General features: G+C 54.5%; 12 protein-coding genes and 2 pseudogenes. 3 read left to right on the forward strand and 11 right to left on the reverse strand.

Going from position 1 to position 14,216, the window contains the following annotated elements:
- Window positions 1–13 precede the first annotated feature (13 nt).
- A pseudogene (locus tag BK670_RS11815) lies at window positions 14–739 on the forward strand (integrase); the annotation flags it as partial.
- A gap of 784 nt (window positions 740–1,523) precedes the next feature.
- Here the strand turns inward: BK670_RS11815 and BK670_RS11820 are convergent.
- The 7 genes and pseudogenes from BK670_RS11820 to BK670_RS11850 form a co-directional block, all read right to left on the reverse strand.
- Window positions 1,524–1,811, reverse strand: a complete 288-nt coding sequence (locus BK670_RS11820; RefSeq protein ID WP_123449909.1) for a helix-turn-helix domain-containing protein — start codon at window positions 1,809–1,811, stop codon at window positions 1,524–1,526.
- 1,377 nt (window positions 1,812–3,188) lie between these two features.
- Window positions 3,189–3,686, reverse strand: coding sequence for a hypothetical protein (locus BK670_RS29900; protein WP_259697559.1), 498 nt, complete (start codon window positions 3,684–3,686; stop codon window positions 3,189–3,191).
- A 207-nt stretch (window positions 3,687–3,893) separates the two neighbouring features.
- Window positions 3,894–4,259, reverse strand: a pseudogene (locus BK670_RS30220) (hypothetical protein); the annotation flags it as partial.
- A complete protein-coding gene (locus BK670_RS11835) occupies window positions 4,246–5,142 on the reverse strand; it encodes a TniB family NTP-binding protein (RefSeq protein ID WP_123419653.1) in 897 nt (298 codons plus the stop codon). The gene BK670_RS11835 and the pseudogene BK670_RS30220, both read right to left, overlap by 14 nt.
- Window positions 5,139–7,016, reverse strand: a complete 1,878-nt coding sequence (locus BK670_RS11840; protein ID WP_123449911.1) for a Mu transposase C-terminal domain-containing protein — start codon at window positions 7,014–7,016, stop codon at window positions 5,139–5,141. Before BK670_RS11840 ends, BK670_RS11835 begins: the two co-directional genes overlap by 4 nt.
- A gap of 221 nt (window positions 7,017–7,237) precedes the next feature.
- Window positions 7,238–7,753 (reverse strand): cupin domain-containing protein, encoded by a 516-nt coding sequence (locus BK670_RS11845; RefSeq protein WP_123449912.1) that lies wholly within the window; start codon window positions 7,751–7,753, stop codon window positions 7,238–7,240.
- Window positions 7,754–7,908: 155 nt separating this feature from the next.
- Window positions 7,909–8,379, reverse strand: coding sequence for a MarR family winged helix-turn-helix transcriptional regulator (locus BK670_RS11850; RefSeq protein ID WP_064596594.1), 471 nt, complete (start codon window positions 8,377–8,379; stop codon window positions 7,909–7,911).
- Window positions 8,380–8,672: 293 nt separating this feature from the next.
- On the opposite strand from BK670_RS11850, the gene BK670_RS11855 reads away from it, so the two are divergent.
- Both BK670_RS11855 and BK670_RS11860 read left to right on the forward strand, forming a co-directional pair.
- Window positions 8,673–9,626, forward strand: a complete 954-nt coding sequence (locus BK670_RS11855) for a PDR/VanB family oxidoreductase (RefSeq protein ID WP_123449913.1) — start codon at window positions 8,673–8,675, stop codon at window positions 9,624–9,626.
- Window positions 9,627–9,662: 36 nt separating this feature from the next.
- On the forward strand, window positions 9,663–10,736 hold the full coding sequence (locus BK670_RS11860) for an aromatic ring-hydroxylating oxygenase subunit alpha (protein WP_123449914.1): 1,074 nt from the start codon (window positions 9,663–9,665) through the stop codon (window positions 10,734–10,736).
- A 130-nt stretch (window positions 10,737–10,866) separates the two neighbouring features.
- Here BK670_RS11860 and BK670_RS11865 read toward each other — a convergent pair whose 3' ends face one another.
- The 4 genes from BK670_RS11865 to BK670_RS11880 are packed head-to-tail and all read right to left on the reverse strand — an operon-like array spanning window position 10,867 to window position 14,211.
- A complete protein-coding gene (locus BK670_RS11865; protein WP_123449915.1) occupies window positions 10,867–11,661 on the reverse strand; it encodes a cyclase family protein in 795 nt (264 codons plus the stop codon).
- The gene (locus BK670_RS11870; protein WP_123449916.1) at window positions 11,639–12,640 is read right to left on the reverse strand and encodes an NAD-dependent epimerase/dehydratase family protein; all 1,002 of its coding nucleotides are present in this window, start codon (window positions 12,638–12,640) and stop codon (window positions 11,639–11,641) included. Before BK670_RS11870 ends, BK670_RS11865 begins: the two co-directional genes overlap by 23 nt.
- A 9-nt stretch (window positions 12,641–12,649) precedes the next feature.
- Complete coding sequence (locus BK670_RS11875; protein WP_123449917.1) at window positions 12,650–13,633, reverse strand: fumarylacetoacetate hydrolase family protein; 984 nt, start codon at window positions 13,631–13,633, stop codon at window positions 12,650–12,652.
- Entirely contained in the window at window positions 13,630–14,211 is a 582-nt protein-coding gene (locus BK670_RS11880; RefSeq protein ID WP_123449918.1) for a cupin domain-containing protein, read from the reverse strand. Before BK670_RS11880 ends, BK670_RS11875 begins: the two co-directional genes overlap by 4 nt.
- Between the last annotated feature and the right edge of the window lie 5 nt (window positions 14,212–14,216).

A 14,216-nucleotide genomic window follows, 5' to 3' on the forward strand; every position in this document is an offset into this window, starting at 1 on the left:
GCTACCTCAGGTCGTGCGCAGCTATCGCAGCGCCCTCGCCTACTGGTCAGCTTGGCCGCAGCTGTGTTTTGGCCAGATGCTGGGCGAAATGCGCCCCTTCACCCAACTGTAGTCGTCCAGTTTGTCCTCGATCACCTGGCACGGCCGTTGGCCGATGGCTGCTAGGCGCACCTGTTGCCGCCCGGTATCGACGCCGCCTTGGTCACCGCCCGGGTCAAGAGCAAGCTGGGACCGCTGGCGTTCAACAGCGTCAGTCACCGGATTGCTGTACTAGGTAAATGGTACCGAATCAATGAGTGGGACAGCCGACCGAAGTGCCGGCTTTAAAAACCCTGCTGCGCGAAGCGCGCAAGGCGCAATCGCGCCAGGGCGTCAACGCGCGCAAGAAAACCGCGGTCGTCCTCGAGCCGCTGCTGGCACTGCTCGCCACCTGCGACGACGGTTTGCGTGGTATTCGTGACCGCGCCTTGCTCCTGCTGGCTTGAAGCGGTGGCGGTCGGCGCCGCTCAGAAGTGGTCGGCCTATAGGTCAGCGATGTACGCCGACTGGATGCCGACACCTGGTTCTACGCTCTGGGCGCGACCAAGACCGACACCGGTGGCACACGCCGGGAGAAACCTTTGCGCGCATCGTCCGGCGACGAGCCAAAATGGCCGGTCTAGAGGGCGATTGGGCGGCGCACAGCTTAAGGCCGGGATTTGTCACTGAGGCTGGGCGCCAGGGAGTACCGCTGGGCGACCAGACATATGGCTGCTAATGCAAGAATCGCACATTAGATGTGATGCCCGAATGTCGAACACACTCAGTAGCATCTTGAGATTGGATCGGCACATTAACGATGAGCCTTGAGACGACGTTGCGCCTGTCTCCCCTAATGAAGCCCTACCCGCTAGCTCTCCAAAAGCTAAACCGTCATCCATACATATTGCAGGTTTCGGCTCTCAAAAATCCCAACCACAGTGTTGTTAACCCGCGTGATGGTGCCACTAACCGATCACTTTTCACTGTGCCGGCGGGTGAAGATCTTTGGAAGCGCCTGGCCGGTAATCACTGGCTCGATCTTGACCCAGTGGGTCGGGCAAATAGGCCGCAACCCCAACCGCAGGTCGAGGCACTCCGTAAAACGATGCTGAACCAAGGCGTGATTCTGACCGATGAAACACCGGACCGACATCTGAGCTTACAGCTTTACGCCGTATCCGGCGCTCAAAGCGGTGATTTACAACTTCAGCCCAAGCCGAGCCGGCAAATATGCGCGCGGCTTCCTGGGCAACTGTACCGTCAGATTAGATGACTTCGCAGGCTACAAAGCCGATTTTGAGCAAGTCCTCTCTCAAGTCGGGCGCATATGCGCCTTGCTCGGGCGCTTACAATTGAGTTGCACACCGAAAATCTCTCCGTCGCGGCTTGGCTATAGTAGCCAAGCCAACGGTAAGAACATCCGCAAGAATTATTGCTCGTAACATCACGCAGTCCGGAGTGATTACGATTGGCCATCTACGCAAGCCCAGTATTTCGCCTGTTCACTCTTCAGCAACCAGCAGTGTTAGCTCGCCCCGAACATGTGCAAGTAGTCCGTCGAGGCTGAGCCCTTCGTTACGCAACAAATGGGCGTAAGCGAGCAAGGTTAGCGGCTGAACGTCCATGACGGAGGCCAGCGCGTCCACCTTTTCCAGCGTTGGACTTTTCAGCCCGCGCTCCAAAGTACTGAGATACGTTCGGCTGCTGACGGTCGAAAAGTCCTCTTGCGTCAACGCTTTACTTTTTCTTAGACGCTGCAGCGCCACCCCGAATGCTTGATTCAGCTCCATTTTGCACCGCTTGCAAAAGGAACTATAGGGCAATAACGAACACTTTAGAGCTACAATCTATAGTGTTCATTTGCATTAGGTGTCGGTGAAATGTTTAGAACGAGTCGTGAAGCAGAAATACCCAGGCCAGTGTTTGTCGGCGAAGATGTACATCTTTGGTCCTGCGTAGAACATGGCCTGCATTTGCCCTGGTTCTACGCGCGATTGGTCCACTACGACGACGGCATGCAGATTAGCCATATGCTGATGCTGTCTAGCCTGGAAATATTGAAAAGCGCGCTGAACCAGCGGACACCTTCTGCATCGATTGAGGAGATACAGCTTGTCAGCCCAGGCTATTTCAACAAATCGGGTCGGTGGCTAATGGAGCCTTTGTTGGAATTGATAGAGGTGCAAGCCGGCCCGGAGCAGGCGATATCGTATATCTTCAAAGTGATGGGAGATCGGTTCTATACACAGGGTCGGTCTGATGACGCCGTAGACCAAGTCAGACGCACGATTTACTTGGCCAAAATCCAGAGCGTCTGCAGCCCGCCGCGGCCAGCGTCCCCACTCAAAGTGAATCTTTCCCAGGCTCATGACGCCTCCAAACCTTAAACGAGCCCCATTGGGAGGTGCCATGAGCAACCAGCGTTATCCCGAATAATTCAAAATCCAGGCGATCAAACTAGTACGGGTAATCAACTCCCTGTCTCAGAGATGGCAATTGGGCGAATCCATGCACAATCCCGGTGCCAAGATTCAGCGCTACAACAGGTTCCTAGAGTAACGCGTCGAGGCGGACGGTCAGAGCGCAGCCGCCGTCTAGGTGCTGAGCTAAAGTGGGCGGTGGGGGAGCGAGACGTCTTACATAGGCCGCCGCGCGCCCCACAGGGGCTTCGGTATTTTTCTTCGTCCCATGGTACTCCGATCAACAAAAAGGGTTCGGTGTCTTCAAGGTCACGATGGACAAGCAAAGAAAGGGTAAATACCCCCAAGCGGTGGGCAATCGCCCCAAACCGCAAAGCAGAAGGGCCAGAAAAGGCGAATCCCGCTCTAGGCGGGATTCTCAGCCGTCGATTGCATGCGTTCGACGGGGCAGGACGCTATTACTTGGCACTGGGCCATCTGGCTTTCATCAGAAGCGGGGTGCGATCCGAAGATCCCTGTAACCACCCTGTGGATCACGCCTAAGCGCAGATGGACGATAGCCAATCCACAATCACTATGTCAATCTTACCCTCACTTCGTGCATCACCTATATTTCCCCAAGCTAAACGATCGGCGATTGCTTGTTTTGATCAAAGCTCCCGGCTGGAGACCGGCGGTTTATGTGGCGATCGCAAGATTCATGAAGACCTACGTGATCGTTTGCAAACCCCTTGAAACTAACGCGAGCTATTTAAGCCGCACATGACCGCGGGGGGGAGTTAGTAAATAGCTGAATTGATTTTTTACAGCCACACTCCAACCATTTGATCGGTTTTCTAACCAGTCGTAGATTCCTAGCAAATCCTCCCCGCCTTCGAGCATGTCTCGCCAGAGCCATTGAACAACTTTATCGTCAATCCTGGGATCTCTTAGTATCTTCCATGCTTCCATGCAATATGGCAATTTCAACATTAGTCCGAGCACCCCACACATCGCCATGCGAACTGGAGGTGGATGTTCCCCTATATCAAGGCATAAGAACGCCTCGCACCCTGCATGCCGTGGCAATGACACGTTCAGTGATGACCATGACCTATTATCTAGAAGCTGAGCGATTAATGATCCGTCTTCAAAAGGTATATTTCGCTTTTTGCCTATAATTGCGAGGATATCCCCCATAAAGCTTTCCAATTCTCGGTGAGTAGCATGAACCTCTTTACTTCCTATCAGGAATTTTTTACGCATTACAGATGTCATATACCATTGCTGAAAATGCAAAGCCATACTTAATAGCAGGGTAAATCTACTACGGTTTCGCCAACGATCACACGGTGATGCAGCGGGCCATGGCGCATAATTAGAGGATGGCTGAGTCCATTTTAATATCGATAGAAGGGCTTCCGAAGCAGAGTTGGCATTTATGGGCATTAACGTTTTCAGATGCACCGGACAGATGTTAAACCACCAATAACACCAGGAGATTCTGGTAGAGGGTTGGCGACCATAATGAAAATCCTCCATGAGACAATGCTCGCAGAAAACGTTCCGATTCGCGTACGGCATAATTAGCCAGTGGCTAAAAGGCAAAAACGTTCTAACCAAGTTCTCAGCTGACAAACCCAGTAGTCCAGAAAGGTTGTTTACGATCACGCCGCCCAAGTGGAAATCGATGTCTTTTATCCCCACGTGATTAATGTAATCTTCGGATTGTACGAATGGTGTAGACCGTTTCGATCGTAATCCTCTGTTAATCCATGATAAAAAGATCTCATCATGTACCGGCTTTATCAAGTCGCCAAAATATCTAGCGCCCCTCATTATTTTCTCGATCAAAACAAGGAGGTATATTCGCAGCCTTCGTCAGGCATTCCATATCAATTTCCTCCTTGCCATCTATAATTGACCAAACCGCTCCTCTTGTGATTCTTTTCACGATGGCATCTGTTATTCCATCAGAGGTACTGAGGAGCATCTTGACTTTATCCTGCCTCCAAAGCTCAGACGGTTTCCTTAACGGCAAAAAGCTTTCATATGCAGCCAAAAACGATCTGAAACTCTCATTTTCTTTCCAGCGCGGTAGGTCATAGATTTGAAAACGTCGCTCCAACTGCGCATCACTGCTAATCGCATATGAGGCGTCATCAACGCCAAATGCGATAATCGACAGTGACATTGGCGGGCTACTTAGCCCCCTCAAAAAACCTAAATTTTTACGTTGGTCGCTACGTCCTGCATGAAGCAAATTATGAACCTCATCGATTAGCACGAGGCGCATACTTCTCAAATGAGCAAGACGGCAAAGGGCCTCAGGTACTAAGCCATTGCGTATTTTTCCAATTGGCACGCCTAAAGAGTCACCGATGCTTTCTTCGAAACTGCGTAAAGTAGGATCCGGAGACATAGTGAATGAGATAAACCCACAGCGGTCCTCATTTCTCTTTCTAAGGTTGTCCATGTCCGACTCGACTCGTTTGAAAAGACTGCTTTTCCCCATCCCGGGACAACCGGTGATTAGAATGCATTGCGCTTGAATTTTTTGAGGCATTTCATATACGGCCCTGACGGCGCTTCTAATAGAACTCACCTCAGGATAATTGATCCAGCAATCCGTATATATACAATTAACCCGATCTTCATCCCCAAGTAGCGCCAGTTTTCGACGAGATGGTGAAATATGACTCAGATTAATTAAATCTTTCATGAGTTCTCACCTACTCTCACTGCCGAGTCTTGTTCTTCGATATCATAAGCCAACGGCTTCTGACTATAATCCGTCGACGCTGGAAAATCTGGCTTGGAGATAATTTCATTCAGAGGATGCCCCGGATCCATAAGACGATTTTTTTTCTGCTCTTTCAGCTTTCTTGCCTGTTTGCTATGCGAAACGGCAGCACTAACAAGTGATTCGTTTTTTCGGATCAAATTAAACACTTCCGCAGCGGAAACTCTGCGAGAGCTTTCCGACTTTAATTTTTCTCTAGCCCGCTTAAATTCTGCGAGAGTGGTGTTGGGCAACCTAAGATCCGCGTACCCTAACTCTATATATGTTTTCTCTCCTTCAGCCAGCACCCAGATCTTGCTCAATTTTTCCGGATCGTAACGCACAATACACCTTGTTCCAATATCGAAGCGCTTCAATGTCGGTGAATAATAATCAATATTATGGAGCCGAATGCCTGCTCGGGCGACCACCCGCCTCTTCGAGGGCATAAAATCAATCAATAGGCGAAGTTGATCCTCGATAATGGCAGGGTAAGAGAAGCCTCCGTTCTTATTCTTGTAACAATTCTCCCACTTATGCAAAGGGGAGCACGCTATACCAGAGTGGGTGGTTTTGTGGTAGATCTCGACTTCTCGGATGAACCATTCTCGAAACTCGACGAACGTCAAAGCAGCATGTTTTTCGCTTTTATAGTGCCCTTTGGCTTTTGATGAAGACATAGTGGTTCCCGGTAACATATGCACCTTTCCCATTAACGTCCCAATTAAACGTTCAATGTGGGCACCATTATGAGGCACACCCTTAGGTCTGAAGGTCAGTTCAATGCCATACCGCCGACAGCTGTCGGATAAATTTTTGGACCGGAATTCCTTGGCATTGTCGACGTGGATCCTCTTAGGAACGCCGTAAAACGGGTATTCTCCTGCATCAATACCGCATGATTTCAACCAGCGCTCCTTCGGCAAGATGGAATGAGAGATACACAGCGCCACAGACATCGCGGATGGATAGGACAAGGACAAGTGAAAGCCGGTAATGACCCGTGTGTACACATCGATAGCGATAGTGACCCAAGGGCGCACCAGAGGAAGTCGCAGATCACCGTCGACAACTATGCAATCGACACGAGCATGGTCAATCTGGATGAGTTCAAGAGGCGCCTCAGGTTGTATTTTTCCACCACGAACCTCGTAAGTTTGGCGCGCGGCTTTCGATCCTGATTTCTTTGCTAACAGCTTGCGCGGATTACGCGCTGCAATCCTATTGGCAATAGTAGATGCACTTGGCGGCTGGATCGACATAACCTGGCAACGATCTATCACCTTTTCGATGATGTACTTGGAGGTTGCTCCGGGACCACTGTAAAACTCATCAATAACTTCTTGTATGACGTCTTCGGCGCTCGCATCGATCCGCGTAACTCCTTTCAATCTGCCACGACGCTTCGGCAGCAGACTTAACGCACCAAGTCTAGCGTCAAGTCTGGCCAGCAGCCTGTAAACCTGGGCGGCACTCACTTTCAGGGTGGCCGTGCACTGCTCCATATCCTGCTTGGATAGGAACTTCTTGCCAGCAAATGACGACAGGATATTGAAGCGGTCTGTAGCCAACTGCAGGTCAGCTTCATTCACACTTTCGATTGAGGTCGGATTTTCCGCGGGGACACCGTCGAGCTTTGAATAACCTGAGGATTTTTTCAGCTCGCACTCGATTTCCCCAGGAGAAATCACGACTAATTCTCCCGTACTGATGTCGATGGCTTGTATTTTGCTCGCAGACAAGGCCGCTACAATTTCGAGCTGCCTATTACCAGCGAAGATGAGAGAGCCCTTTTTTATGCTTATTTGTAGCATGGGTCACCCCACGACAAAACATGCAAAAATTAGCTGAAAAGATAGTTAAAGCTGCGAAATTATCAAGAAAAGCAGCAGTCCGACAAAGCTTTATTTGTAATTTCTTGGCCTTTCAACGACATAGCAATTCTACCCATTTCATAAATCTCGACAACAGTGGATTTCAACCTGCAGAATCGCCCTGAATCCGATCCACTGCTTTTCCGTGAATTCGACGGCACTCAACCCTCATCACGCGTCAGCTTTTCAATCAGCGTTCGATGCTGTGGAAATTGCAGCGTGAGTTTCTGCCGATCACCCATTTCCATATCGGCAAAATCAAATCCTGGCGAAACGGCTTCGCTGATCAGCCCAAATCCGTTTTCGCCTTCGAGCAACCGTGAAGCTTTCCATATTCCACCCGGTACGTGTAATTGCAAAAGTTGTCCTGCCAGAATGTCGGTGCCCATCACCAATGTCTGCAACGAGCCATCAGCATGAATCAGGCTGTACTCAATTGCGTCGCCCAGGTGGAAATAATGCAGGATATCGGATCGATTGAAATGAAACTGGCCCACCGGTGATTGCTGATCCAGGAGATAGTAAATCGAGGTCATGAGATACCGTGAGCCGCTGGGGGTTTCGAGTGGGTCGCGATGATCGGCCTGATAGGTTCTGCGGAAATAGCCACCTTCGAGGTGAGGCTGCAGATTTAACGTTTTAATAACGTCTCCGGCTCTGGCTTCATGCTTGATCATGGGCTCTTCTCCGTCGAATATGCTGCTAATTTTGCGTTAACTCGACTAAACGACCATTTAGTTGAGTTGTAAATTTTCGTGAAGCACAATCCAGCGACAGCATCCTTGACTGACGCCATTGGCGTACCCGCCGCACGTGCTTGCAAATCTGTCGTTCACTCCTCACTCGGGTCGTAGCTGTTCACATTGGGCACTTGCAAGTGCAGGCGCCCAAGCAGGTCTACCAACGTGTCGACCTCAGCCGGGGTCAATCCGCTGAGCAGACGCGACTCTCGCTCAAGTGCAACTTTGAGTACGCGGTCATGCAGTTCTTTACCGCTGGCCGTCAATCGCACGGTGTAACGCCGCGCATCCTTGGGATCCAGCTGACTGGTGATCCGCCCCGCTGCTTCCAGCGTCTGCAATGAACGACTGACAGCGCTCTTGTCGAGACCGATCGCCTGGCAGATTCGATTGGCGGTGATGTCGGATTCAACGGCCAACATTGAAAGCATCCGCCATTCAACCACGCCGATTCCGAAGTGTTTGCGATAGCACTGGGAAGCCCCGGTGGCGAGTTTGTTCGCCAGGAACGTCACCAGGCCAGGTACATAACGCGACAGGTTCAGTTGTGTATCAGTAGCCATCGAAAAAACACCATAGATCGAAGATCTTGCAAATTGGTTGACACCGCAACCAATTTATCTGAGGATTCACTCAGCCCAGTATTGCGGGCAATGCGCCGCATGATACGCCGTAGCACAACCTCAAAAAAATAATTAACAGGTCTTGCTTATGAACGCTCCCCAACCGTGCCCTTCCTTGGCGCCCATGATTTCCCACCTTTTCTGCTTCTTCTTGCCCGGCTGATTCGTCACCCGTTTGCCCCCCTTTTTGCCGTACTTTTTTCAGCAGCCACTTCAATGTGGAGGGAGAAGTCATGCTTCAAGTCAACGTCATCCGCAAGGTCGTCGAGGCCGAGGGTATTTGCAGTTTCGAGCTGTGCGCAGAAGACGGTCGGCCGTTACCGCCGTTCAGCGCCGGGGCACACATCGACATCCACATTGCCGCAGGTCTCATCCGGCAATACTCACTGTGCAATGACTCCAGAGAGCGTCATCGCTACGTGATCAGTGTGCTGAAGGATCCCCTCTCCCGCGGTGGTTCTGCTGCGATGCACGACACCATCAGTCAGGGAAAGATTCTCAGCATCAGCGAACCACGCAACCTCTTTCCACTCGCGGACTCAGCCAAGCGTCATCTGCTGTTTGGCGGCGGAATAGGCATCACGCCGATGCTGGCAATGGCCCATGAACTTCATCATCAAGGCGCAGATTTCGAGCTGCATTACAGCTTCCGATCCAGTGAGCGCGCCGCATTTATCCAATGGCTCGCCCAAGCGCCCTTCGCCAGCCACGTGCATTTGCATGACGACAGCGGATCGCCCGAACAGAAACTCGATGCGACCGCCCTCCTCGCCACGCCAGACACCACAAGCCACCTCTATGTATGTGGCCCGGCCGGCTTCATGAATTTCATCCTCGACACCGCGAAGGCAGCCGGCTGGCCCGAAGATCGCGTGCACAGAGAGTTCTTCGCCGCTGCACCTGTCGATCAAAGCGCTGATATGCCCTTCGAAGTTCAGTTGGCCAGCAACGGGCAGATTTTTTACATCCCCGCCGATCGCACCGTTTTCGAAGTGCTCGATGAGGCCGGGATTGCCATCGAGTCATCGTGCGAGCAAGGCGTCTGCGGCACCTGTGTCACGGGCTTGCTCGAAGGCATTGGCGATCATCGTGACCAGTTCATGACGGCCGCAGAACACGCAGCCAATAACCGTTTCACCCCGTGCTGCTCACGTGCCAAATCGCCCCGCCTGGTATTGGATCTTTGACCTGAACCGAGCATCGACCGCTCGCCGGAGAACACCATGACTACCGCAGCCCAACCCCTCGCCCATGAAATTGCCCCGGCCACCGCGCCGAGTTTCCCGCTCGATCAATGGTACGTCGCGGCCTTGAGCCGGGAACTGAAAGACCAGCCTCTTGGCCGCACGTTACTGAACAAACCGGTGGTGCTATTTCGCACGGCGGATAACCAGGTCGCCGCGCTGGAAGACCGCTGCTGCCATCGGGCGCTGCCGCTGTCCGGTGGCACGGTGGAGGAGCGCGGTTTGCGCTGCGGTTACCACGGCCTGCTGTTTAATGAAGGCGGTAAATGCATCGAAATTCCGGGACAGGACAAGATCCCGAGCAAAGCCAAAGTGCCCGCCTACCCTGTCCGGGAGCAGGATCAGATCATCTGGATCTGGTTCGGCAGCGCTGAGCATCCGCAGCCGACATTCGCGCCACCGGTCTACGACGTGCACAGCAGCGGTAAATACCTGTTCGACGGTGATGTTTACCACTACGACGCGCCTTATCAACTCATCCACGACAACCTCATGGACCTCAGCCACCTGGGCTATGTCCATTTGCACACCATTGGCGGCAACGCCAGCATTCATATGAACGCGCAGATGAACGTCGATGGTGATGACTCAATGGTTCGCGTGGTTCGCCACATGCCCGATTCCGTTCCGCCGCCGACCTACACCGCGGCCTACCCATTCAAAGGCAACATCGACCGATGGCAGGAAATCGAATTTCATATCAATCACCTGCGCATCTGGACTGGCGCAATCGATGCGGGTACGGACGATCTGAACAACCCGGATCGAGGCGGTTTCCACATGCGTGGTTTTCACGGCGTGACACCGGAAACTGACACCTCAAGCCACTATTTCTGGACCATGGCCACCAACCCTGAACATGATCCCGAGGCCGTCACAGCCAAAGTTCTGCATCAGACGCGATTGACGTTCGACGAAGACAAAGTAGTGATCGAAGCGCAGTACCAGAACATGTGCCGGTTCGGTGCGCGTCCCATGATTGATATTCACGTCGACGTCGGAGCCAATCGTGCTCGCAGAATCATCGAGCGACTGCGCAATCCGACGAGTTGATGGCCTCAAAACAGTGGCGGCGGGAAACGCCGTCCACTGTGTTCAAAGCCTTTGCCGTGCTAGCACGGCGGAAAAGCTACGCCGACCCGCTCGGCGTACTTGAGTTAAAGGAATGCCTCAAACAGCCCGATCACTCCTCAAAAATAGCCACCGCGCGCACAAAACCTGCGGACGCATGCCGGATCTTGTAGGGAAAGCACGACACCGTGAAGCCGCTCGCTGGCAAGGACTCGAGGTTGGCCAGTTTTTCCATTTGCCCGTAGCCGATATCGCGCCCGGCCTTGTGCCCTTCCCAGATGATCGAGGCATCGCCGCTGGCGGCAAAACGTTCACGGGTGTATTTGAACGGCGCGTCCCAGCTCCAGGCATCAGTGCCGACCACGCGCACGCCACGTTCCAGCAGATACATCGTCGCTTCGCGTCCCATGCCAATGCCGGCGTCGAGATACCCGGGCTGCCCGAACAGCGCCCCAGCGCGCGTATTAACCAGCACGATATCCAGCGGTTGCAGCACGTGCTCGATACGCGCCAGTTCCGCTTCAACCTCTTCTGCCGTGACCACGTGACCGTCAGGCAAATGGCGAAGATCCAGTTTGACCCCTGGCTGCAAACACCAGTCCAGCGGCAACTCATCAATGCCAAACGCCGGCTCGCCGCCATCGGTGGTCGAGGCGTAATGCCAAGGCGCATCCATGTGGGTGCCGCTGTGGGTGGTGATCTGCAGGCGCTCGGCAGCCCACGATTCATTGCCGGGCATCTGCTCAAGCTGCAACCCCGGGAACATCGCCGCCATCTCCGGCCAGCCTTGTTGGTGATCCATGTAATCGATTTTCGGCAACAGCGGTGGCGGGTCTGTGTAGGGGTTGTTATCGAGGGTCACCGAAAGGTCGACCAGACGACGTTTACGCTGGATTGGCTGTGACATGAGGCGTATCTCCGTTCAACGGCAGAGGCCGATAAGGGGCTGGGTTGAGAGCGTTGCGAATAAGCGTGGCGACGTTACCGTCATGGCTGAAGCCGGCAGCGCGGGCCTGCGGGGTTTTCAAGGGCGGCATGCGCCCGAACAGGTTTTCGAGGTCAAGGTCAGCGGCAAAACTGATGAGCGCACGGCGTTGCTGGCCGTAATTCGCCGCCAGTGCATCAATGACCTGGGCGATGGACAAATGCAGCACCGGCAGTTGCCAGACCCGCTGTTGCGCGGTGGCGTCATCCAGTTCGGCGGCGTGGATCAGGTTGTTCACGCAACAGCGCGCCGACATCCACCACGCCGTCGCCTGCGGCGATACCGGGCAGCAATACTCAGCGCCCTCGGCAAAGGCACGCATCACGTCGCTCATGAAGGCCGAGCGCAAGCCGTTGGGTTCGCGCGGGCGCGCGACAATGCCCGGCAGGCGCACCGCACGGCTGTCGACTTCACCGCGCCGACCCAGATCGATCAGCGCGCGCTCGACCATCACCTTGTGTGCGCCGTACGACAATTGCGGGTGCAGTTCAGCCTGCTCGTTCATCTTTGCCGGCAGATCAGCGCCATACACCGCAACGCTGCTGGCATACACCAACACCGGAGGTCGCGCCTTGTTGCGCAGTTGATCAAGCAGTTCGAGGCTGGCCAGCAGGTTGACCTGATAACCCAATTCGTAATGCGCCTCCGCCGCTCCGCCGGGAATGCTGACCAAGTGAAACACCACATCGATGCCATCGGCCAAGACCCGGCGCATCAACGCCGCATCCGTCACGCTGCCGCTGTGCCGACGCAGGCGCGGATCGTCCGGCAGGCCTTGGATATCGGTGTCCAGCACCAGCAGCGAACGAATGACTTGCCCGCGCAAACTGCCGCGCGCGAGCAGACAACGCAGCAGTTCGCGACCGACAAAGCCATTGGCTCCGGTAATCAGTACACGCATGGGCGTTCCTTAGCCGTTGGCTTTGACGACGCGTTGATCAATCGCACCGAACAGTGATTGACCATCGCTGCCGGTGACGTCCATGCGCACGCGATCACCGAAACGCATGAAGCCTGTCACCGGCGCGCCCTGCTCGATCATCTCAATGGCCCGACGTTCGGCGATGCACGCCGAGCCGACATTGCGCTCGGCATTCGACACCGTGCCGGAACCGATCAGCGTGCCGGCGCGCAAGCGACGGGTCAGGGCCGCGTGGGCGATCAGTTGGCCAAAATGAAAGTTCATCTGCGCGCCGTGCGGCTGGCCAAACCACTCGCCGTTCCACTGCACTTGCAGGGGCAAATTGACGCGACCGTCTCGCCAGGCTTCGCCGAGTTCATCCGGAGTAATCGCCAGCGGGGCAAAACTGGAGGATGGTTTGGCTTGCAAGAAACCGAACCCGGTGCGCATTTCGCGCGGAGCGAGTGCACGCAGGCTGACATCGTTGATCTGCAGGATCAGTTTGATGTGCTGCAACGCGCTGTCGGCCGAACAGCCCATCGGCACATCATCGACCAACACGACAAATTCGCCTTCGAAATCGATGCCCTGGCTTTCGCTCGGCAGTTCGATGTCATCGTGTGCGCCGATAAAGTCATCACCGGCGCCCTGGTACATTAACGGCGTACGGTCAGCGCCTTCGATCGGGTCGAGGTGGAACGCCTTCTGCATCAGTGCGCCGTGGCTGAGAAACGCCGATCCATCGCACCATTGATAAGCACGCGGCAACGGCGCCATCGCCTGCGCGGGGTCGAAGGCAACGGCCTGGCGGCAATCGTCATTTTCAAGTTCACGCGCCAGGACCTGCAAACGCGGCTCGGCTTCGCGCCAGTTCTCGATGGCGTGCTGCAAGGTCGGCGCTACCGAACGGGCGTCCAGCGCCCGGGCCATGTCGCGCGAAACCACCACCAATTGACCGTCACGGCTGCCGTTTTTCAGGGTTGCGAGCTTCATGATTTTTCTCCCGGGCGGTCTTGCAGTTCAGCGGCAAAACGCCCGTCGAGCAGGATAAAAACCATGCGCGCCATGGCCTCGGTGCGGTTGCTCCACGCGTGATTCGTGCCGCGTTGAACCACCACATCGCCGCGCTTGAGGTGGACTTCTGTCTCGTCGAGCACCAGCCAGACTTCGCCTTCGGTGACGATGCCGTAATCGAGGGTTTCGGTGCGGTGCATCAGTTTGTGCCGCGCGCTGGCGTGGCCGGTGCCGGCATGCGCCTGGCCAATCTCGGCGAACGCAGCCGCTGCATCGGCATCACTGACATGGTTCTGCACACTGTCTGGCGGAATGTCGACGACGCGAATCACACTGCCCTGCGGGCCGGGGCTCAGTTGTAAGGGTTTGCTGGTCGGATCGTCGGCATTGTCGAGCAGTGCCGGACTGCCGCTGCTGTTCCATATTTCATGAAACACCGTGCCTGGCACCGCTTGCAGTGCGAAGACGTTAGCGGTTGCTCCGAGACTAGCGACTACGGCGCGGCCCTGGGCATCATGCCCGGTGACCACGCGTTTGAAGGGGGGAAGCGCTTGCATGGAAA

The organism is Pseudomonas fluorescens, from assembly GCF_003732425.1.
Classification (GTDB): Bacteria; Pseudomonadota; Gammaproteobacteria; order Pseudomonadales; family Pseudomonadaceae; genus Aquipseudomonas; species Aquipseudomonas fluorescens_BE.

What these genes read in the sequence shown, in the direction of transcription:
- BK670_RS11880 (WP_123449918.1), bottom strand. Translation starts at nt 14,211, where the DNA reads ATGCAAGCGCTTCCCCCCTTCAAACGCGTGGTCACCGGGCATGATGCC.
- BK670_RS11855 (WP_123449913.1), top strand. Translation starts at nt 8,673, where the DNA reads ATGCTTCAAGTCAACGTCATCCGCAAGGTCGTCGAGGCCGAGGGTATT.
- BK670_RS11820 (WP_123449909.1), bottom strand. Translation starts at nt 1,811, where the DNA reads ATGGAGCTGAATCAAGCATTCGGGGTGGCGCTGCAGCGTCTAAGAAAA.
- BK670_RS11875 (WP_123449917.1), bottom strand. Translation starts at nt 13,633, where the DNA reads ATGAAGCTCGCAACCCTGAAAAACGGCAGCCGTGACGGTCAATTGGTG.
- BK670_RS11865 (WP_123449915.1), bottom strand. Translation starts at nt 11,661, where the DNA reads ATGTCACAGCCAATCCAGCGTAAACGTCGTCTGGTCGACCTTTCGGTG.
- BK670_RS11850 (WP_064596594.1), bottom strand. Translation starts at nt 8,379, where the DNA reads ATGGCTACTGATACACAACTGAACCTGTCGCGTTATGTACCTGGCCTG.
- BK670_RS11845 (WP_123449912.1), bottom strand. Translation starts at nt 7,753, where the DNA reads ATGATCAAGCATGAAGCCAGAGCCGGAGACGTTATTAAAACGTTAAAT.
- BK670_RS11870 (WP_123449916.1), bottom strand. Translation starts at nt 12,640, where the DNA reads ATGCGTGTACTGATTACCGGAGCCAATGGCTTTGTCGGTCGCGAACTG.
- BK670_RS11835 (WP_123419653.1), bottom strand. Translation starts at nt 5,142, where the DNA reads ATGAAAGATTTAATTAATCTGAGTCATATTTCACCATCTCGTCGAAAA.
- BK670_RS29900 (WP_259697559.1), bottom strand. Translation starts at nt 3,686, where the DNA reads ATGCGTAAAAAATTCCTGATAGGAAGTAAAGAGGTTCATGCTACTCAC.
- BK670_RS11840 (WP_123449911.1), bottom strand. Translation starts at nt 7,016, where the DNA reads ATGCTACAAATAAGCATAAAAAAGGGCTCTCTCATCTTCGCTGGTAAT.
- BK670_RS11860 (WP_123449914.1), top strand. Translation starts at nt 9,663, where the DNA reads ATGACTACCGCAGCCCAACCCCTCGCCCATGAAATTGCCCCGGCCACC.